This is a genomic window from Nocardiopsis algeriensis, assembly GCF_014203695.1.
Lineage (GTDB): Bacteria > Actinomycetota > Actinomycetes > Streptosporangiales > Streptosporangiaceae > Nocardiopsis > Nocardiopsis algeriensis.
Genome location: NZ_JACHJO010000001.1, coordinates 360,427 through 380,957 on the forward strand (window position 1 = coordinate 360,427; position 20,531 = coordinate 380,957).

Annotated in this window: 17 protein-coding genes; 7 read left to right on the plus strand and 10 right to left on the minus strand. The window is 71.6% G+C overall.

What is annotated here, in order from left to right; all coding sequences use genetic code 11:
- Nucleotides 1-15 precede the first annotated feature (15 nt).
- The 6 genes from grpE to FHS13_RS01690 all read left to right on the plus strand — a co-directional run bounded on the left by grpE (nt 16) and on the right by FHS13_RS01690 (nt 6,223).
- Nucleotides 16-729 (plus strand): nucleotide exchange factor GrpE, encoded by a 714-nt coding sequence (gene grpE / locus FHS13_RS01665; RefSeq protein ID WP_184286226.1) that lies wholly within the window; start codon nt 16-18, stop codon nt 727-729.
- Nucleotides 730-871: 142 nt separating this feature from the next.
- A complete protein-coding gene (dnaJ, locus tag FHS13_RS01670) occupies nt 872-2,032 on the plus strand; it encodes a molecular chaperone DnaJ (RefSeq protein ID WP_184286229.1) in 1,161 nt (386 codons plus the stop codon).
- The gene (locus FHS13_RS01675) at nt 2,029-2,502 is read left to right on the plus strand and encodes a heat shock protein transcriptional repressor HspR (protein ID WP_184286232.1); all 474 of its coding nucleotides are present in this window, start codon (nt 2,029-2,031) and stop codon (nt 2,500-2,502) included. Before dnaJ ends, FHS13_RS01675 begins: the two co-directional genes overlap by 4 nt.
- A gap of 84 nt (nt 2,503-2,586) precedes the next feature.
- Complete coding sequence (gene clpB / locus FHS13_RS01680; RefSeq protein ID WP_184286235.1) at nt 2,587-5,196, plus strand: ATP-dependent chaperone ClpB; 2,610 nt, start codon at nt 2,587-2,589, stop codon at nt 5,194-5,196.
- A gap of 187 nt (nt 5,197-5,383) precedes the next feature.
- Nucleotides 5,384-5,596, plus strand: coding sequence for a hypothetical protein (locus FHS13_RS01685; protein WP_184286238.1), 213 nt, complete (start codon nt 5,384-5,386; stop codon nt 5,594-5,596).
- A 441-nt stretch (nt 5,597-6,037) separates the two neighbouring features.
- Entirely contained in the window at nt 6,038-6,223 is a 186-nt protein-coding gene (locus FHS13_RS01690; RefSeq protein WP_184286240.1) for a hypothetical protein, read from the plus strand.
- 74 nt (nt 6,224-6,297) lie between these two features.
- Here the strand turns inward: FHS13_RS01690 and FHS13_RS01695 are convergent, their stop codons facing one another.
- From FHS13_RS01695 to FHS13_RS01705, 3 genes are all read right to left on the minus strand, one after another.
- Nucleotides 6,298-6,474 carry a hypothetical protein gene (locus tag FHS13_RS01695; protein ID WP_184286244.1) on the minus strand — a complete coding sequence of 59 codons (177 nt, stop codon included), beginning with the start codon at nt 6,472-6,474 and terminating at the stop codon, nt 6,298-6,300.
- Between the two features lie 217 nt (nt 6,475-6,691).
- The gene (locus tag FHS13_RS01700) at nt 6,692-7,096 is read right to left on the minus strand and encodes a type II toxin-antitoxin system VapC family toxin (protein WP_184286246.1); all 405 of its coding nucleotides are present in this window, start codon (nt 7,094-7,096) and stop codon (nt 6,692-6,694) included.
- Nucleotides 7,089-7,352, minus strand: coding sequence for a type II toxin-antitoxin system Phd/YefM family antitoxin (locus FHS13_RS01705; RefSeq protein ID WP_184286249.1), 264 nt, complete (start codon nt 7,350-7,352; stop codon nt 7,089-7,091). Before FHS13_RS01705 ends, FHS13_RS01700 begins: the two co-directional genes overlap by 8 nt.
- A gap of 116 nt (nt 7,353-7,468) precedes the next feature.
- Here FHS13_RS01705 and FHS13_RS01710 point away from each other — a divergent pair, with 116 nt between their 5' ends.
- A complete protein-coding gene (locus FHS13_RS01710; protein WP_184286252.1) occupies nt 7,469-7,669 on the plus strand; it encodes a hypothetical protein in 201 nt (66 codons plus the stop codon).
- A gap of 1 nt (nt 7,670) precedes the next feature.
- Here FHS13_RS01710 and FHS13_RS01715 read toward each other — a convergent pair whose 3' ends face one another.
- From FHS13_RS01715 to FHS13_RS01745, 7 genes are all read right to left on the minus strand, one after another.
- Nucleotides 7,671-8,660: an NAD-dependent epimerase/dehydratase family protein gene (locus FHS13_RS01715; protein WP_184286255.1), complete on the minus strand. Its 990-nt coding sequence runs from the start codon at nt 8,658-8,660 to the stop codon at nt 7,671-7,673.
- 172 nt (nt 8,661-8,832) lie between these two features.
- Nucleotides 8,833-10,107, minus strand: coding sequence for an MFS transporter (locus tag FHS13_RS01720; RefSeq protein WP_343064867.1), 1,275 nt, complete (start codon nt 10,105-10,107; stop codon nt 8,833-8,835).
- Between the two features lie 30 nt (nt 10,108-10,137).
- The gene (gene rraA, locus FHS13_RS01725; RefSeq protein WP_184286258.1) at nt 10,138-10,665 is read right to left on the minus strand and encodes a ribonuclease E activity regulator RraA; all 528 of its coding nucleotides are present in this window, start codon (nt 10,663-10,665) and stop codon (nt 10,138-10,140) included.
- Between the two features lie 53 nt (nt 10,666-10,718).
- Nucleotides 10,719-11,753 (minus strand): pyridoxal-phosphate dependent enzyme, encoded by a 1,035-nt coding sequence (locus FHS13_RS01730; RefSeq protein ID WP_221442194.1) that lies wholly within the window; start codon nt 11,751-11,753, stop codon nt 10,719-10,721.
- A complete protein-coding gene (locus FHS13_RS01735; RefSeq protein WP_184286261.1) occupies nt 11,750-12,598 on the minus strand; it encodes a GHMP family kinase ATP-binding protein in 849 nt (282 codons plus the stop codon). The genes FHS13_RS01730 and FHS13_RS01735 overlap by 4 nt, the downstream gene beginning before the upstream one ends.
- Before the next feature lie 485 nt (nt 12,599-13,083).
- Nucleotides 13,084-13,281, minus strand: coding sequence for an MbtH family protein (locus tag FHS13_RS01740; protein ID WP_184286264.1), 198 nt, complete (start codon nt 13,279-13,281; stop codon nt 13,084-13,086).
- Nucleotides 13,278-20,411 carry an amino acid adenylation domain-containing protein gene (locus FHS13_RS01745; protein WP_184286267.1) on the minus strand — a complete coding sequence of 2,378 codons (7,134 nt, stop codon included), beginning with the start codon at nt 20,409-20,411 and terminating at the stop codon, nt 13,278-13,280. The genes FHS13_RS01740 and FHS13_RS01745 overlap by 4 nt, the downstream gene beginning before the upstream one ends.
- Nucleotides 20,412-20,531: the final 120 nt, after the last annotated feature.

Genomic DNA, 20,531 nt, shown 5'->3' on the forward strand with positions numbered 1-20,531 from the left:
GGAGGGCGCTTCCCGATGGCGCTGTCTGACAGCACGAACGGTACCGGCGAGGGCGACGAGCGCAAGGGTCCGGTGATCCGCGACAACCGCCGCATCGACCCCGAGACCGGCGAGGTCCGGGAGCCGAAGGCCGAGGCCGACGAGGCCCCGGACACCGAGGAGGCCGAGGAGGTCGAGGCCGAGGAGGTGGAGATCGAGGTTCCGGACACCCCCGAGCAGGTGGTGTCGGAGGCGATCAACGCCGACGAGAGGGTTGTCGAGCTCACCAACGACATCAAGCGGGTGCAGGCCGAGTACGCCAACTACCGCAAGCGCGTCGAGCGCGACCGGGTGGCCGTACGCGAGCTCGCCACCGCCCAGGTCCTGGGTGAACTCCTGCCGATCCTGGACGACATCGGCCGGGCCCGCGAGCACGAGGAGCTCAACGGCGGGTTCAAGGCGGTGGGTGAGGCCCTGGAGGCCCTCTCCACCAAGCTGGGCCTGGAGCGCTACGGGGACAAGGGGGACGACTTCGACCCCAACATCCACGAAGCGCTCACCATGGTCCCGATGCCGGGCATCTCCACCCAGTCGGTGGTGGAGGTCTTCCAGCCGGGGTACCGGATGGGGGAGCGGATCCTCCGCCCGGCCCGAGTGGTCGTCGGCGACCCCGTGGAGGGTGCGGAGGAGACCGGGACCGAGGCGTCCGCCGACGAGGCGGACGAGGCCGGCACCGGCGACGACAAGTAGCGGCCACCGGCCGCGAGGGGTCCGGCCGCGACCGCCGACAGCGGGCGCGGCCGGACCCGGCAGCGGCCCCGGCCCCTCGCGGGCCCGGGGCCGCGTGAAAACATCGGACACCACCGGCACCAGCGGGAGAAGGCACCAGTCGATGAGCACGAAGGACTACCTGGAGAAGGACTACTACAAGGTCCTGGGTGTCTCGAAGACCGCCTCGAAGGACGAGATCAAGCAGTCCTACCGCAAGCTGGCCCGGGAGAACCACCCCGACGCCAACACCGGCGACCCCAAGGCCGAGGAGCGCTTCAAGGAGATCTCCGAGGCCTACAACGTCCTGTCGGACGACAAGCGCCGCAAGGAGTACGACGACGCGCGCTCCCTGTTCGGCGGCGCCTACCGGCCGGGCGGCGCCTCCGGCGCGGGCGGCTTCGACATGAGCGACCTGTTCGGCCAGAGCGGCGGTACCGGCACCTCCGGCGGGGAGCGGCTCAGCGACCTGTTCGGCGGCCTCTTCGGCAGCCGGGGCCGCGGCACGGGGACGACCCGCAGCCGGCGGGGCGCCGACGTCGAGACCGAGACCACCCTGACCTTCCGCGAGGCCGCGGAGGGGGCCACCCGCTCCTTCCAGCTGGCCAGCGAGGCGCCGTGCCCCACCTGCAAGGGCACCGGCGCCAAGGCGGGCACCGCTCCCAGGATGTGCCCCCGGTGCTCGGGCACCGGACACGAGAACACCAACCTCGGCGGCTTCTCCCTCTCCGAGCCGTGCAGCGAGTGCAAGGGCCGCGGCCTGGTCGTGGACGACCCCTGCACCGACTGCAAGGGCAGCGGACGCGGCAAGAGCACCCGGACCGTTCAGACCCGGATCCCCGGCGGTGTGTCCGAGGGGCAGAAGATCCGCCTCAAGGGCAAGGGCGCGCCCGGGGAGAACGGCGGCCCGGCCGGAGACCTCTACGTCGTCGTCCATGTCAAGGAGCACCCGCTGTTCGGCAGAAGCGGCGACAACATCACGGTCACCGTCCCGGTGACCGTTCCCGAGGCCGCGCTCGGCGCCGACGTGCGCATTCCGACGCTCAGCGGTTTCCCGGTGACGGTGAAGGTCCCCCCGGGCACCCGCAACGGCCACAAGCTCCGGGTCCGCGGCAAGGGCGCGACCCGCAAGGACGGCACCACCGGCGACATGATCGTCACCCTGGAGATCGCGGTGCCGGAGAATCTCAGCAGCGACGCCCGCGAGGCTCTGGAGAAGTTCCGCGCGGCGACGTCCGACTACGACCCGCGTGACGGGCTCGAAACGCGGGCGAAGGGTGTGTGAGACAGGTGAACGGCTCCTTCGGTCCTGATGCCCCGGTCTACGTGATCTCGGTGGCCGCCGAGCTGGCGGGGATGCACCCGCAGACCCTGCGCCAGTACGACCGGCTGGGCATCGTCTCCCCCGGGAGGACGTCCGGCCGGGGGCGGCGCTACTCCATGCGCGACATCCAGATGCTGCGCCAGGTGCAGCGGTTGTCGCAGGAGGAGGGCATCAACCTGGCCGGGATCAAGCGGATCCTGGAGCTGGAGGACGAGGTGGAGCAGCTGCGCGAGCAGGTCTTCCACCTGGCGAACGAGCTGGAGGCCGCACGCCGGGCGGTGACGCGCCGGACCCGGGCGCCGGAGGCGTCCCCGGTCCGGGGAGAGCTGGTCCGCCGCACCCGCGTGACGGTCTTCGACACCGCCGAGATCCCCCCGCCGGGCCAGGAGGACAGGGGCGGCCCCGAGGGAAACCGCGGCCACCGCGGCTGACCCCGGGCACGCAGCGAAAGCGCGGCGCGTCCGGCCCCATCTCATGACTCTGAGTTGCACCCTTTGTGAAAGGAGTCGCCTCACATGGACTACAAGCTCACCCGGAAGAGCCAGGAGGCCCTGTCGGTGGCCATCCGCCGCGCCACCGCGGACGGCAGCCCGCAGACCGAGCCCCTGCACCTCCTGTCCGCCCTCCTGGACCAGGCCGAGGGCATCACCCGGCCGCTGCTCAAGGAGATCGGCGCCAACCCCGACAGCCTCAAGGACAAGGTCGAGGCGGGCATCGCCGCGCTTCCCAAGGTCTCCGGTTCGACGGTCAGCTCTCCCAGCTCCTCGCGCCAGCTCATCGTCTCGATCAACACGGCGGCGCAGCGCGCCCAGCAGATGGAGGACGAGTACGTCTCCACCGAGCACCTGCTCGTGGGCCTGGCCGCCGACGGCGGCGAGGCCGCCCGTCTGCTGAAGGACGCCGGTGCGACCCCCGACGCTCTCCTGGAGGCGTTCGGGCGGGTGCGCGGCAAGGGCCGGGTGACCTCGGAGAGCCCCGAGGACACCTTCAAGGCGCTGGAGAAGTTCGGCGTCGACCTCACCCAGCGCGCCCGCGAGGGCAAGGTCGACCCGGTGATCGGCCGCGACAGCGAGATCCGGCGCGTCGTCCAGGTCCTGAGCCGGCGCACCAAGAACAACCCCGTGCTCATCGGTGAACCCGGCGTGGGCAAGACCGCGGTCGTCGAGGGCCTGGCCCAGCGCATCGTGGCCGGCGACGTGCCGCAGTCGCTCCTGGGCAAGCGCCTGGTGAGCCTGGACCTGTCGGCGATGGTGGCCGGCGCCAAGTACCGGGGCGAGTTCGAGGAGCGGCTCAAGGCGGTCCTGCAGGAGATCAAGGACTCCGAGGGCCAGGTCATCACGTTCATCGACGAGCTGCACACCATGGTCGGCGCCGGCGCGGCCGAGGGCGCCATGGACGCGGGCAACATGCTCAAGCCCATGCTGGCCCGCGGTGAGCTGCGCATGGTCGGCGCCACCACCCTGGACGAGTACCGGGAGCGGATCGAGAAGGACCCGGCCCTGGAGCGCCGCTTCCAGCAAGTGATGGTGGGCGAGCCCTCGGCCACCGACACGATCGCGATCCTGCGCGGCCTCAAGGGCCGCTACGAGGCGCACCACAAGGTGCAGATCGCTGACGCCGCGCTGGTGGCGGCCGCGACCCTGTCCGACCGCTACATCACCGCGCGCTTCCTGCCGGACAAGGCCATCGACCTCATCGACGAGGCGGCCTCCCGGCTGCGCATGGAGATCGACTCCAGCCCGGTGGAGATCGACGAGCTCCAGCGCACCGTCGACCGCCTGAAGATGGAGGAGATGGCGCTGGCCAAGGAGTCGGACCCGGCCAGCGTCCAGAGGCTGGAGCGGCTGCGCGCCGACCTGGCCGACCGGCAGGAGCAGCTCAACGGGCTCATCGCCCGGTGGGAGCAGGAGAAGGCGGGCCTGAACCGGGTCGGTGAGCTCAAGGGGCAGCTGGACGAGCTGCGCACCCGGGCGGAGCTGGCCCAGCGCGAGGGCGACTTCGACGAGGCCTCCCGGCTGATGTACGGGGACATCCCGCAGCTGGAGCGCCAGATCGAGGAGGCGACCAAGGCCGAGGAGGAGGCCACCGGGCGCGAGGACACGATGGTCAAGGACGAGGTGGGCGCCGACGAGGTCGCCGACGTCGTCTCGGCGTGGACCGGCATCCCGGTGGGCCGCCTGATGGAGGGGGAGACCTCCAAGCTGCTGCGCATGGAGGACGAGCTGGGCCGCCGCCTCATCGGCCAGAAGGACGCGGTGACGGCGGTGTCCGACGCGGTGCGCCGCGCCCGGGCGGGCATCTCCGACCCGGACCGCCCCACGGGTTCCTTCCTCTTCCTGGGCCCGACCGGTGTGGGCAAGACCGAGCTGGCCAAGGCGCTGGCGGAGTTCCTGTTCGACGACGAGCGCGCGATCGTGCGCATCGACATGAGCGAGTACTCCGAGAAGCACTCGGTGTCGCGCCTGGTCGGCGCGCCTCCCGGGTACGTCGGCTACGAGGAGGGCGGCCAGCTGACCGAGGCGGTGCGCCGCCGCCCGTACACCGTGGTGCTGCTGGACGAGGTGGAGAAGGCCCACCTGGAGGTCTTCGACACCCTGCTCCAGGTGCTCGACGACGGCCGCCTGACCGACGGTCAGGGCCGCCAGGTCGACTTCCGCAACACGATCCTCATCCTCACCTCCAACCTGGGCTCGCAGTTCCTCGTGGACCAGACCCTGGAGGAGTCGGCGCGCCGCGACCGCGTGATGGACGTGGTCCGGGCGACGTTCAAGCCGGAATTCCTCAACCGGCTCGACGACGTCATCATGTTCGACGCTCTGTCCATCGAGAACCTGACGGAGATCGTGGACCTCCAGGTGGACAGGCTGGCCCGCCGCCTGGCCGACCGGCAGCTCTCGCTCGAGGTGACCCCGGGCGCCCGCGACTGGCTGGCGATGTCCGGCTACGACCCCAACTACGGGGCCCGGCCGCTGCGCCGCCTGGTGCAGTCCTCCATCGGCGACCCGCTGGCGCGCGAGCTGCTGTCGGGCGGGCTGACCGAGGGGGACACGGTGGTGGTGGACGTCGGCGACAACGCCGACAGGCTCACCGTCTCGGCGAAGAAGGCGGAGGAGCCGGCCGGCTGACCGGCAGAATGCGCGAAGGGCCGTCCCGGAAGGGGCGGCCCTCGCGTGTACGTACAGTTCCCGGTCGTCCGCAACCGGCCAGAACCCACTACGGCCGACACAGTGGCCGTCCGTACCCGAACAGGTGTGAAGCCCGTGTGAGCGCGGAGAGCAGACGATGGTCCTTCCCGATGACGAAAGGACCACCATGTCTTCCCGAAAGCTCGCAGTCGCCTCCGCACTGGTCTTCGGCAGCCTCGCCCTCGGCCAGGCCCCGGCCGCGGCGGCCCCTCATGAGAGCACCGCCGTCTCCGAGCACGCTGCTTCCGCGTCCGCCGACTCCCGCTCCTCCAACGGGCTCATCGGGCCCCCGCAGCTGTGCCAGATCTGGCTGGGCATCTGTCCCTATCCGGTCCCCTGATCCGCAGGGCCACTCCCGAACCGGAAGTGGGTGCCATCAGCAACGATCACACGACCGCGGCGATTCGGCAGAAACCCTGCACACAGCAGCGGAGTCCGCTGGAGGACCAGAGGATCCCACGTCTTCGGCCTTCAGCGGACCCTGCTGCGTGACTGGCCCGTCCCTACCCTTTCCCGCCTTCGCCGACCTCGCTGCCGAGCTCACCGTGGTGGACGGCGGCGCTCCTCTGAAAGCACCTCCATGGCTTTATCGGCATGCTGTCGTGCACCCGGCAAGAGGTCTTTGAGATGTTCTGTCCCGAGAGGCTTCCCCAGCCCCACAGTGGGGAATCCCTTTTCCTGACAGCGTGTGTCTTTGTGTGATGCCCGTGTGAAGAACCCTCACCACACCGGGCCTCAACACCATGTACGCACACCCCCCGACATCGGAAGGCACATCTGCATGCCCACCAAGCAGTGGCACCGTTCGAACTCCGTCCTGGGTATCGTCCTCGCGATTCTGGCCGTCTTCGCCGGCTTTTCCATCGTTGCCCTCGACGGTCCTCTGCGTATCGCCCTGGCCGTTGTACTCCTCGTCGGCGTCGTCGCAGTCGTCGCGCGCATGGGCCAGAACCGCAAGACCGCTTGACACATCACGGCATCCCGTAGGAGAGGGGCCGACGGATCGTCCGTCGGCCCCTCTCCTGTATGTCATCCGGGTACTCACACAACCGCTTCCAGCCCTGCCAACCAGGAGCGGCTCAAAGACGCGGAAATCCTGTCCTTGCCCCTGCGCACCAACTCCTCGCTCAGCTCGGGATGCTTGACCACCCTGTCCGCCGCCTCGATCAGGGCGAGGTCGTCGCTGTCGATCGCGGTGCGGGCGATCCGCTGCTCCACGTGATCACGGGTCTGGGCCGCAAAAGGGCTGTAGCTCTTGCTGAGAAACGGTCCCCTGTAAAGACTCAGCGCCCGGGCGAGCTCCCCCTCCTCCTCACCGTCTCGGCGAAGAAGGCCGAGGGGCCCCGGTGGCCTGAACCGGACACGAGCGCGGAAGGGCCGTCTCCCCGCGGGGGAGGCGGCCCTTTCGCCGCGTCCGCGACCGACCGGTCGGCGCTCAGACCGGAACTACCTGTACGGCGCTGTCGAGGCCGGCGAAGTCGTCGGCGTTGCGTGTGTACAGGGGCAGTCCGTGCAGTGAGGCCACAGCGGCAATCATCAGATCCAGGCGGCGCGGCTTCGGGTTGCGGTTCGCCGCGAGGGTGAGGGCGACCAGCGTTCCGTAACGGGCCGCTGCCTCGCCCCCGAAGGGCAGGGGGGAGAAGTCCCTCACCGCGGCCTGGAGCTTCTCCATGCGTCGAGCCCTGCCCACCGGGTCCTTTGCCATCGCCACGCCCTGGTGGAGCTCAGCCATCGTGATGGAGGTGATGTCGGGAAATCTGGGAAGTCCAGCCGGATCGATCTCGCCGAGGTCGATGAAGACACACGTGTCGAGGACGCCTCGGTCAGGCCGCTCAGCCACGTTCGTCGTCCCCGACCCGGTCCTCGCCACCGAAGAACTCGTCGGCTTCCTCACGCATCTGTGCGGAATCCACCCGGGGGAGCCTGCGGTGACGCTCCACGAGTTCCTCTGCGCTGAGGCGCCGGCGGCGTGCGACAGGGCTGACCTGGGCCACCTCGACCCCGTTGCGGGTCACGTAGAAGCTCTCGCCCGCTTCCACCTGGTCCATGACGGAGGCCGCGTTGTTGCGGAACTCGCGCTGGGTGATGGTCTTCATACTCTGATTGTAGCTTTCCGTGTCCCACGGTGCTACATGCCTTCTCTCGGAGCTACCGGGACACCACGTGAGCGCGATCGCCTCTCCAGGGCGGAGGCGCCAGGAGGAGCAGCCTGGTGCCGCTGGTCGCGCTGTCGGGCGCCCACCGCCTGCACCTGGATGTCCTCTCCGAGGAGTCGTCGGTCGAGCTGATCCGCCATGTCGCCGCCCCGGAGGCGGTGGCCGCGATGCAGGCCGCCTGCGCCGACATCGCGCACCGCTGCGGCAGACTGCCATTCACCCTGCGCATGGCAGCCGCCCGTCTGCGTGCCTGCTGACCTACCGTGCGCCGGCCAGCAGCCGCTCCTCCGCACCCTCGGGCAGGCCCGGTACGGGGCGGTCGGAGCGCTGCGGGGCAGTGCCACCGAGAGAGGTCAGCCACTCCCAGGTGTCGGCGACGGTCTCGGCGACGGGACGGCAGCGCAGGCCGGCGGCCAGTGCGCGCGAGACGTCGCTGCCGTGCATCGCGTCGTGCGCCTCGCCCGGCGGCACCCACACCGGCAGCTGCGTCCACGGTTCCACCCCGGCCGCGGCGACCTGTTCGGGGGTGATCCACACGGGTTCGGCACCCGAGCCGGTGACCTCGGTGCAGGCGGTGATCAGGTCTCCCATGGTGGCGTGCCCCACCGGGCTCACCAGGTTGTACGGCCCCGACAGCCCGGACGCGGCGGCGTCCAAGGTCCAGGCGGCCAGGTCGCGGGCGTCCACGTACTGGATCGGCAGGTCGGCGGGGCCGGGTGCCGGGAAGGGCCCGCCCCGGGCGATCCGACCCAGCCACCAGGGCAGGCGGCCGACGTTCTCGCGAGGGCCGAGGATCAGGCCCGCGCGGACCGCGAGGGCCCGGCTGCCGAAGGCCCCCTCGGCGGCCAGCTCACCCCCGCGCTTGTCCGCCGCGTAGTCGGTTCCGTCGGACTCGGGATCGGCGTCCACCGTCGGCCAGCTCTCGTCGGCTCCCAGCGGTGAGGGAAAGGTGTAGACGGAGCGGCTGGAGATGTAGGAGTGGTGGCCGACCCGGTCGGCCAGCAGCTGTGCGGCCGCCGCGACCGCGCAGGGAGCGGCCGACCAGGTGTCGACGACGGCGTCCCACTCACCCTTCTCCAGGGCGCGCAGGCCGTCCTGTGCCGTCCGGTCCCCGTGGAGCACGGCCGCCCCTTCCGGGGAGGGGCGGGTCCCCCGGTGGAACACCGTGACGTCCCACCCCCGCTCCAGCGCCTCCTCGGCCACGGCCCATCCGACGAAATCCGTACCACCCAGCACCAGAAGTCTCATGCCGGCAGTCTCCCCCGCCGGATTCCCGGCACGCCAGGGCATACTGCTGCCGGCAGAATCCGCGGCGGTTGCGGCATCTCGGCGCCCCGGGCCGCGCTTCGCATCGGGTCCCGCAACCGGGGCGTGTTCCCGGGGAGGCTTCGAACCGTCGGGGGCCGCCCCCTGCCCGGTGTCATCCGGCGGCCGCGGCGGCCTCGTCGGCGCGGCGGGTGAGCCGGCGCAGGGCCCCGGCGTTGAGGACCAGGGCCGCCAGGATCACCGCACCGGACGCGACGGGCACGTAGCTCAGCTCCACCCGGCCCAGGAGGCCGCCCAGCAGGGAACCGACCGGGGCGAGGCCGAAGCCGATGACCTGCATCACCGACATGACCCGGCCCAGGTGGGTGCCGGGGACGATGAGCTGCGCCGCGCCGATCATGACGACGTTGGACACCGTCATGGCGGCACCGAGCACCATCCAGGCCAGGGCCGCCACGTAGGCGTTGGGGACCAGGCCGAAGACCAGGCAGCACAGGCCCATGAGGCCGAAGGACACCAGCTCGGTGCGGAACCGGCCCAGCGCGCTCGTGATCGGCCCCACCAGCACGGACCCCGCGAGCGCGCCCACCGCGGAGGAGGCGAGGAACACGCCGTACAGGGCCTCGGGGACGCCGAGGTACTCCTGGACCAGGAGCACCAGGATGCCGGCCTGGGCCATGAAGGCCATGTTGACGAGGGCGCCGAACAGCACGGTCGGGCGGAGCACGCGGTCGGTGAACACGTGGGCGAGTCCGGCGCGCATCTCCGCCAGGACGGCGCCCATCGCGCCGGAGGAGGCGCCCTCGTCCGGTTCGCCGCCCGGACGGGCCCGCCGGACCGCCAGGGGCAGCCCGAGCAGGACGACCGCCCCCAGGACGTAGGCCCCGGCGTTGACCGCGAGGGGCAGCGCGGCGGCGACCACGAAGAGCAGGCCCGCGAGCGGGGCTCCCGCGAAGTCCTCCGTGACGGTCTTGCCGCCCACGAGGCGGCCGTTGGCCTTCTCCAGCCCCGAGGCCGGGACCAGGGCGGGCAGCATCGCACGGCCGGAGAGGTCGTAGAAGACCTCGCACGTCATGACAGTGAACATCACGGCGTACAGGGCCCAGATCGAGGCGTTCCCGGTCGCGACGAGGACCGCGAGGGCGGCGACGGCCCCGCCTCTGACGAAGTTCGCGACGACCATGATCCTGCCCCGGTCCAGGCGGTCCACGAACACCCCGGCGAACAGGCCCAGGAGCAGCCACGGCAGGAAGCGGGCCACCATGAGGCCCGAGACCAGGATGGGGTCGTTGGTCAGCATCGCGGCGACCATGGGCAGCACGGTCAGCATGATGCCGTCGGCGAGGTTGCTCAGCAGGCTTCCCGACCAGAAGCGGGAGAAGTCCTTTCCCAGGGCGTTCGGTTTCTCCGTCGGTACAGCGGTGGTCACGGTTGCTCCTCGGGGGGTCGGAGGTGGGGGTCAGAGGTGGGAGGAAAGGCCGGGGAACGCGGGCGGCATGTCGTCCGGGGCGACCACGACGCCGTCCTCGTCGGCGAACAGGAGCCGGCCGGGCCGGAGGACGGTGCCGCCGCAGACGACCGGCACACCGGTCTCGCCCGCCCCCAGGTGCGAGGGACGCCGGGGGTGGGTGCCCAGGGCGAGGACGCCGATGTCGACGTGTGCCAGCTGCCGGGTGTCCCGGACCGCGCCGTTGACCACGATGCCCGCCCAGCCGTTGCCGGCGGCGGTACGGGCCACGTTGTCCCCCACCAGGGCGGCGCCGAGTGAGCCGCCGCCGTCGACGAACAGGACGCGGCCGCGACCCGGCTCGGCGACGGCGGCCTTGACCAGGCCGTTGTCCTCGTGGCACCGGACGGTGGCGAGGGGTCCGTGGAACGCGGACCTGCCGCCGAAGCTGCGGAAGGGGGCGGAGCAGACCGCGAGGGCGCCGTGCTCGTCCATGAGATCCGCCGTGGCGATCATTGCGGGGGCGGTGGTGTCTGTCATCGGGGGTCTCCGGTGGTCGGTGCGAGGTCGGGGTGCTGGCCAGCAGCGGGCCGTCAGCGGGCCACGGCGTGCCGGGGGGCGGGGCGCCGGTCCCAGCGCATCCGCGTCCAGTGGGGGTCCAGGCCGCAGGGCTTCCGCACCAGGAGGGGGTCGTCCGCGAGGTCGGGGGCCCAGTGCCCCTGGTCGCGCAGCCAGTCCTCGGAGTAGACGGTGTCCTGGTACCGGTACCCGTCGTCGGGGAAGACGACGACGGTGGTCTCCTCCGGGGATCGGCGCGCGTGCCAGTCCGCGGCCAGGAGCGCGGCCCCGCTCGTCGGGCCGGCGAACACGCCGCGCTCGGCGAACAGGTGCCGTGTGGTGTGGAACGCGGCGGCGGCGCTCACCCAGTGGACCTCGTCGTAGGACCGGTGGACGACGTTGCCCGGGTAGAGGCTGTTGCCGAGGCCGCGCAGGGGGCGGGGGCCGTTCTCCAGGCCGAAGAGGACGCTGCCGGGGGTGTCCACACCGACCAGTTCCAGTTCCTCGCCGAACATGCGCAGCGCACCGGCGATGCCTCCGCTGGAGCCGCCGGAGCCCACGGGGCCGACGAGGCGGTCCACCCTTCCGACCGTGCCCGCGACGAGTTCGGCGACGGGGAGGTAGGAGGCGGGGTTTCCCGGGTTGTCGTACTGCCCCGGCACGAACACGCCGGGCTGCTCCCGGCGCAGCTCCTCCAGGCGGGCCAGCCGCGCCCCCTGGATACCGCCGGGGGCGTCGAAGTCGTCGACGATCTCCACCCGGGTCCCCAGCATCTCCAGCCGGACGCGCAGGGCCGGGTCGATCGCCGGGTCGCCCACGATGGTCAGCGGGTGGCCCCAGCGGCGGCAGACCATGGCCAGCCCCAGGGCGAAGGTCCCCGACGAGGTCTCCAGGACGGGCGTGCCCGGGGAGAGTCGGCCGTCGGCACGGGCCTGCTCGACCATGTGCTTGGCCGGCAGGATCTTCATCAGGCTGAAGACGACCGCGTAGAGGTTGGGACGGAGGCGCACGAAGCGGGGCATGGCCATTGCCTCGACCATGGAGTCGAAAAGGGGGGTCTGCTGTTTCACGGGGTGTCCTTCCCATGTCCGCGGGTGGTGAACCGCCAGCTGCTCGTCACGCCCAGCTCCCGGAGTCCGGCCTCGGCGGTGTCCAGCCGGTGCCCGAGCGCGGGGTCCGCGCAGTCGAACATCAGGCCGGCGATGTCGCCGCTGTGCGCCACCTGGAGGCCGACCGCGCCGCAGCGGACGGCCAGGGACTCCAGATCGGCGTAGCCCGGTACCGGCAGGTGGCGCTGGTTGATGCGGGCGCTCTCCCAGGCGACCGCGCCGACGCCGGCCGCGTCCTGTGCCGCCACGGCCTCGCGGAGCGACGTCCGCAGTTCGGCGAAGGCGGCGACCTCGGCGTCGCCGTAGACGGCGGGGCTCATCCCCAGGGTGGGGACGCCGGCCCCGTCCTGGCTCGTCCCGAACCCGAGGACGGCCAGAGGGGGAAGCGGGGCCGGGAGCCTCTCCACGACGAAGCCCGAGCGCTGCGCGAAGAGCACCGCGTGCTCCTCGAACATGAGGGAGTCCGAGGCCTTCTCGGAGGCGACGGCCAGTCTGGCGGTGACCTCGCCGTCCGCGACCCAGCCGCACGCGTCGTGGACGGCCCGGACCGTCGCGATGACGTCGCTGGTCGAGGAGCCGAAGCCGCGCGACAGCGGCGCCCCCGACTCGATGTAGAGGTGCCCGCCCGTGTAGGAGCGGCCCAGCACGGCGAGCGTCTCCGCCGCGGCCCGGAACGCCTTGGCCCGGTCCGCGGGCGCCACCGTGAGCACCGGCACCGGCGAGGGCTCGAACACCGCGTAGGAGCGGTAGAGGTCGCAGGGCAGGGTCACCAGTCCGCGTACGAGCTCGCCCCCGTGCTCGAACACGCCTTGCAGGATCTCTCCGTGGTGCGCGTCGCACGAGCCGAACCCGATGCCGCCGGCCCCCGGCCTCGCGCGCAGGCGAAGGGGCGCCTGCGCAGGTGAACTGGTGCCACCGGTCGTCCGGCCTTCCGATATCCGCATTCCCGTACCCCATCCGTGGCGCTCGCCGGTTTCCCGCCCTCCCGGTACCCGGGAGGGAGCGCACCGGCCGTGGAGCCGGCCGCCGGACCCGGGGCCGACCACGAAGAAGGCTACGGAGGGCTCCGGCCGGCGGCGGGTAGTTTCCTGCGGCAGCACACCGGCAGTCTCCGCACCGCTCCCGCGACGCACGCGAGCCCCGGACGGAGAGGGTCTCTCTCCGTGTCCGGGGCTCGCGTGGGGACGTACCGGTGCGGTGGTCCGGTCGGGGTTCGGCCGGCCGGTGGTGCCGGGGCGGCCGGGTGCGGGTGCGCGCGCTCGTGGCGCGCTCCGCCCGTGGTCGTTCTCCGTCAGCCGACCAGGCTCAGGGGCCTGATGTCGGTCCAGTTCTCCTCGATGTGGTCCAGGCACGCCTGGCGGGTGTCCTCGTCCTTCGCGACGGTCCAGCCGGCCGGGACGTCGGCGAACGACGGCCACAGCGAGTGCTGTCCCTCGTCGTTGACCAGGACACGGAAACGGCCTTCGCTGTCCTCGAACGGGTTCGTCATCTCAGCATCTCCTTCATCGCGCCGCTCTGCCCGGCGCGTCTCTCTGCCTTCAGGAGTCCGGCCAGCACACCGCCGATCTGCTCGATCGGCGACGGCTCCGCCATCTGTCCGTGTGTCGCACCGACCCGGTGGACGTCGATCCCTCCCTTCACGTACTCGGTCCACGCATCGGTGTCGGGGGCCCCGTCGACACGTCCCAGCTCCGCACGGAAGAAGGTGATGCCACCGTCGAAGACACGGGGGACGTGGTCGCGGGCGATCTCCATGTGGTTCACCGCTGCCGTGACCAGTGCGGTCACCTCGGCCTCGGCGAAACCGGCCATCACCGGGTCCGCTGCGCGTAGTTCGCGGACGACCCGGGCGATGTCGGGGGGCTCCTCCTGCCGGGAGCCGGGCCGAAGGTCCTCCGGCGGTCTCCCCAGCAGCATGTCCATGAGCTGCTCGTGGCCGGGTCCGGGGGTGTCCCGGATCCCGTGGACGGGATAGGAGTCCATGAGGGCGAGCAGTTCCACGTCCTCGCCCTCCTCCTGGAGGAGGGCCGCCATGGTGTGGGCGACCAGTCCTCCGAAGGAGTAGCCCAGGAGCCGGTAGGGTCCTCGGGCCTGTACGCTCCGGATCTCCCGAAGGTGGTCACGGGCGATCTCCTCCACTGTGGCGGGGAGCCACCCGGGTTCGGTGAGGGTCCGGCTCTGGAGCCCGTAGACCGGCTGCCCGTCGCCGAGCCACCGGGTCAGGCCGGCGAAGCACCAGCTCATACCCGCGGCCGGGTGGACGCAGAAGAGCGGGTTCTCGCCTCCCTCGGTTCTGAGGGGCAGGAGGACGTCCAGGGCTCCGGACCTGTCCTCCTCGCCCAGGAGTCCGGCGACCGTGGGGGTCTGGAAGAGGTCGCGCACCCCCAGGCCGAGGCCGGTCGCCTCGTTGACACCGCTGACGAGGCGGGTGGCCAGCAGCGAGTGTCCGCCCAGGTCGAAGAACGAGTCGTCGATGCCGACGCGTTCGAGTCCGAGCACCTCCGCGAAGATTCCGCAGACGACCTCCTCGCGGGGCGTGCGGGGTCCGCGCCCCAGGGACAGGGCGCCGTAGTCGGGTGCGGGCAGGGCCCGGCGGTCCAGTTTGCCGTTGCCGGTGAGCGGCATCTGCTCCAGCGCGACGAACAGGGAGGGAACCATGTAGTCGGGCAGGGTCTCGCCCATGCTCCGGCGCACCGACTCCCGGTCCAGCGTGCATCCGGCCTCCATGACGGTGTAGGCGACCAGCCTCTTGTCACCGGGGCGGTCCTCACGGACGACCACGGCGCACTGCGCCACCCCCGGCCAGGCACCGAGGACGGCCTCGACCTCGGCGGGCTCGATGCGGAAGCCGCGGATCTTGATCTGACCGTCGACCCGGCCGATGAAGCGGATACCTCCCTGGCGGGTCCAGCGGACCAGATCGCCGGTGCGGTACATGCGCCGGCCGGGTTCGCCGAGGGGGTCGGCGACGAAGCGCTCCGAGGTCAGGTCGGGGCGCCCCACGTAGCCGCGGGCGACGTGGGAGCCTCCGATGTAGAGCTCCCCGGTCGCTCCGGGCGGGACCGGCCGCAGCCTGTCGTCCAGGACGTACATGGTCGTGTTGTCCATCGGGGTGCCCAGCGTCAGCTCGTCCAGGCGGCGCTGCCCGGTCCCGAAGGTCTGGTAGCTCGACCAGACCGTGGTCTCCGTGGGCCCGTAGCCGTGCACGACCACGGTGTCGGGGCAGTGGTCCAGGACCCGCTGCACGGCCGCCGGGGAGGCGACGTCGCCGCTGGTCCACACCTCGCGCAGCAGGGCCAGCCCCTCGACGCACTCGTCGGCCATGACGTTGAACAGGCCGGTCGTGAAGTAGGCGGCGGTGACGCCGTGGTCGCGGATGGTCCGCGCCAGCACGTGCGCGTCCCCGTCGGTCCGGGGGGCGACCACGAGGGTCGAGCCGCGGAGCAGCGGCACCCAGATCTCGTACGTCGAGGCGTCGAAGCCGTACGCCGAGTGGACCATGACCCGCCGGTGGTTCTCCCCGTCCCAGCAGTGGTCCAGGGCCAGTTGGACGACGTTGTGGTGGTCCACCGCGACGCCCTTGGGCCGGCCGGTGGAGCCCGAGGTGAACATGACGTAGAGGAGGGCCCGGTCCCCCACCCTGACGGCGGGGTCGCGGTCGGGCAGGCCGGCGGGGACGTCGCGGACCTGTGCGACGGCCGTCCCCTGCTCCGCCTCGGCCGCGGGGACCTCCCCCTCGCGGTCGGTGACCAGGACGCGGGCGCCGGTGTCGGCCATGATGTCCCGGACCCTGGAGACCGGGAAGGAGTCGGCCAGGGGCACGTAGGCGGCCCCGCACTTGACGACGGCCAGGGTCGCGACCAGCTGGTCGACGGAGCGCTCCACGAGCACGGCCACCGCCGATTCCGGTTCCGCCCCGAGCGAGGCGAGGTGGTGGGCGAGCCGGTTGGCGCGCGTGTTCAGCTCGGCGTAGGTCAGGCTCTCCCCGTCGCCGACCAGGGCGACCGCGTCGGGTGTCTCGCGGACCCGGTCCTCGAACAGCTCGTGGACGAGGACGCGGGGCCGGCCCGGGGCCGCGGTGTCGTTGTACTCGTGCACGGCCCGGCGGTACTCCGCCCCCGTGGCGAGGGGGAGGTCGCGCACGCCCCGCCCGGGGTCGGCCGAGGCCTCGTCGAGCAGGAGGGCGAGCCGGGCGGTGAGGAGTGCGGCGCTCTCCCGGTCGAAGAGGTCGGTGGCGTACTCCAGTCCGCCCTCCAGACCTGCCGGGGAGCCGTCCTGACCGCGCCGTTCCCGTAGGGAGAACGTGAGGTCGAACTTGGCCATGCCGGTGCGGAAGGGCTCCTCCGCCACCTCCAGACCGGGCAGGGACAGCATCGTCCCGGCGTTGTTCTGCAAGGTCAGCATCACCTGGAAGAGCGGGTGGTGCGCGGTGGACCGGGCAGGGTTGAGGGCCTCGACCAGCCGGTCGAAGGGCAGGTCCTGGTGGGAGAAGGCCTCCAGGTCCGCCTCCCGCACCCGGTCCAGCAGCTCCCCGAAGCCGGGGTTGCCCGAGGTGTCGGTGCGCAGCACCAGCGTGTTCACGAAGAACCCGACCAGGTCCTCCAGCGCACGGTCCGACCGCCCGGCCACGGGTGTGCCCAGGGGGATGTCCGAGCCCGCGCCCATCCGGTCCAGCAGTACCGACAGCGCCGCCTGGAGGACCATGAACAGGGTGGCGTCGTGCTCCGCCGCGATCCGTGCCAGCCTGGCATGGACGTCGGCGGGAATCTCGAAGGTGAGCACGTCCCCGCGGTAGCCGGCGACGGCGGGTCGGGGCCGGTCGGCGGGCAGGTCCAGCACCTCGGGGATGCCGTCGAGGAACTCCTTCCAGTGCTCGCTCTGCTCCCTGAGCAGTTCCGTGGGAGCGGCGTCGTCCCCCAGCAGTTCGTGCTGCCAGAGGGCGTAGTCGGCGTACTGGACCTCCAGAGGCTCCCACCCCGGAGCCCGTCCGAGCATCCGGGCCCGGTAGGCCTCCTCCAGATCCCGCAGCAGCGGACCCATCGACCAGCCGTCACCCGCGATGTGGTGCAGCACCATCACCAGTACGTGCTCACGCTCCGACTCCCGCAGCAACCACCCCCGCACCGGGACCTCACACCCCAGGTCGAACACATGGCGCACCGCCTCGGCCACCCGCTCCGCCGACCCGCCCGCACCGACCTCCACCACCGGCAGCACAGGACGCGCCTCCCCCACCGGAAGCACCCGCTGGAACGGCTCACCGTCCACCGACGGAAACACCGTCCGCAGCGCCTCGTGGCGCTCCACCACATCACCCAGCGCCGCCTCCAGCGCATCCGCGTCCACCGCACCCGACAGACGCAGCACCACCGGAATGTTGTACGTCGCGCTCGGACCCTCCAACCGGTCCAAGAACCACAACCGCCGCTGGGCGAACGACAGCGGAACCCGCTCCGGACGTTCGCGCCGGCTCAGGGCCGCACGGAGAGGCACCGCACCGCTCTGCTCCAGCGTCCGTGCGATCCCGGCGACGGTGGGGGCGCGGAACAGGTCGCGGACGGTGAGTTCGGCTTCCAGCGCACCGCGGATCCGGGCGATGAGGCGTGCGGCCAGCAGGGAGTGCCCGCCCAGATCGAAGAACGAGTCGTCGATGGTCACCGACTCCAGCCCCAGCACCTCGGCGAACAGCCCGCACAGGACCTCCTCGCGCGCATCGCGCGCGGCACGCCCCCGCGACAGCGCCCCGAAATCGGGCTCGGGCAGCGCACGCCGGTCCAGCTTTCCGCTGTCGTTGAGGGGCAGCGCATCGAGCGGCACCACGGCCGAGGGCACCATGTACTCGGGAAGGGCGGAGGCCAGGTCCGAACGCAGGGAGGAGGGGGTGGCGGACGATCCGGGTTCGAGGACCACATAGGCCACCAGGCGCTTCTCCCCCACGGTGTCACCGTGGACCACCGCCGCGGCCTGGGTGACGTCGGGGTGGGATACCAGGGCGGTCTCGATCTCGCCGGGCTCGATCCGGAAGCCGCGGATCTTCACCTGGCCGTCGGCACGACCCACCACCACCAGATGACCGTCCTCGGTCCACCTCCCCAGATCACCCGTCCGGTACATCCGCTCCCCCGGAGCACCGAACGGATCCGGCAGGAACCGCTCCGCCGTCTCGGCCGGGCGGCCCAGGTATCCGTGCGCCAGTCCGACACCTGCCGCGTACACCTCGCCCACGACCCCGACCGGCACCCGACGCAACCGGCCGTCCAGCACATGCACCCGCTTGCCGGCCAAAGGCCGACCCACCGGCACGCGCTCTCCGTCGACGGAGTCGAGAGGAAGGGCGTTGGTGAAGATCATGGCCTCGACGGGCCCGTACCCGTGTACCAGCCGCACCTGCGGGAACGCCTCTCGGAACCGGCGCAGGTGCTCCACCGACGGCGCCTCGCCACCGGTCATCACCTGGCGCACACCCGCGAACACCTGCGGGTACTCGTCCAGCATCAGGTTGAAGAGTCCCGCCGACAGCCACAGCGTGGTCACCCCGTGCTTGGCCACCAGGGACGCGATCAGCTCCGGGCGCGTGTGCCGGCCCGGCTGGAGCACACACCGCGCCCCGTTGAGCAGCGCTCCCCAGAACTCCAGCGCGAACGCGTCCCACGAGAGCAGAGCCGACTGCAACCACACCTGGTCCGCACCGAAGTCCGCGAAGTCCTGGCCCCGCAGCGTCCCCACCACCGCGCGATGCGGCACCAGCACACCCTTGGGGCGCCCCGTCGAACCCGACGTGAACATCACACACAGGCCGTCCGCAGGCCCCGTCCCCGGCTCGGGGGCGCTGCCCGGCAGGCGGGAGATCGCCTCGGCGTCGGCATCCACCAGGACCGGTTCGGATCCCGTCGGGACCCGGTCGGCCTCCTCCCGGCGCGTCACCACCGTGCGCACCCCGGCACTGCCGGCCAGGGAGCGCAGCCGCTCGTCGGGAAACCCCGGGTCCAGCAGCAGATACGGCGTTCCCGCCTTCACCGCCGCCAGGACGCTGACAGCCAGGTCCGGCCCGCGCTCCAGCAGGATCGCCACCACGTCACCCTTGACCGCTCCCCGCGCGAGGAGATGGTGCGCCAACCGGTTCGCCCGCTCGTCGAGCTCGGCGTAGGCCAACCGCTCCTCGCCGAACACCACCGCCACGGCGTCCGGAGCCTCCCGCACCCGCTCCCCGAACACCTCGGCAGCCGTCCGATCGCACACCCCGCTCCCAGTCGCGTTGAACTCGCGGAGCCTCGCCTCCTCCTCGGCGGTGAGGAGGTCGATGTCGCCGACGGCAATTCCGGGGGACGCGGCCACGGTGTCGAGGACCCGGACGAGGCGGGTGACGAAGCACTCCGCCGTCGTGTGGTCGAAGAGGTCGGTGGCGTACTCCAGTCCGCCCTCCAGACCTGCCGGGGAACCGTCTGCGGCGAAGGACTCGCCGAGGATGAACGTGAGGTCGAACTTGGCCATGCCGGTGCGGAAGGGCTCCTCCGCCACTTCCAGGCCGGGCAGGGACATCGTGCCGCCGGCGTTGTTCTGGAGGACGAGCATCACCTGGAAGAGCGGGTGGTGCGCGGTGGACCGGGCCGGGTTGAGGGCCTCGACCAGCCGGTCGAAGGGCAGGTCCTGGTGGGAGAAGGCCTCCAGGTCCGTCTCCCGCACCCGGTCCAGCAGTTCTCCGAAACCGGGGTTGCCCGAGGTGTCGGTGCGCAGCACCAGCGTGTTCACGAAGAACCCGACCAGGTCCTCGAGACCTTCGTCGTCACGCCCGGCCACGGGTGTGCCCAGGGGGATGTCCGAGCCCGCGCCCATCCGGTCCAGCAGCACCGACAGCGCCGCCTGGAGGACCATGAACAGGGTGGCGTCGTGCTCCGCCGCCAGCCGCAGGAGGGCGCGGTGGGTCTCGGGTGCCAGGGCGATCGGGGCGATACCACCGCGGTAGCCGGCGACGGCGGGCCGGGGACGGTCGGTCGGCAGGTCCAGCACCTCGGGAAGGTCGCGCAGTGCGTGCTCCCAGTAGGAGATCTGCTCGGCCGCCAGGCTGTCGGGGTCGTCGGCGGAGCCGAGAACCTCTTCCTGCCAGAGGGCGTAGTCGGCGTACTGGACCTCCAGCGGCTCCCACCCCGGAGCCCGTCCGACCGCCCGGGCCCGGTAGGCCTCCTCCAGATCCCGCAGCAGCGGACCCATCGACCAGCCGTCACCCGCGATGTGGTGCAGCACCATCACCAGTACGTGCTCACGCTCCGACTCCCGCAGCAACCACCCCCGCACCGGGACCTCACACCCCAGGTCGAACACATGGCGCACCGCCTCGGCCACCCGCTCCGCCGACCCGCCCGCACCGACCTCCACCACCGGCAGCACAGGACGCGCCTCCCCCACCGGAAGCACCCGCTGGAACGGCTCACCGTCCACCGACGGAAACACCGTCCGCAACGCCTCGTGGCGCTCCACCACATCACCCAGCGCCGCCTCCAGCGCACCCGCATCCACCGCACCCGACAGACGCAGCACCACCGGAATGTTGTACGTCGCACTCGGACCCTCCAACCGGTCCAAGAACCACAACCGCCGCTGAGCAAAAGAAAGGGGAAGCATGTCGACCCGCCTGTCGTCCCGCCTGCCGGCGTTCGCCTTCTGTTTCGCTTTCCCTCACGACACTAGGAACGGAAGCCGCTGCGCCTCGGCAGGTGGACGGGCAGGGTGGGCGGCAGTTGG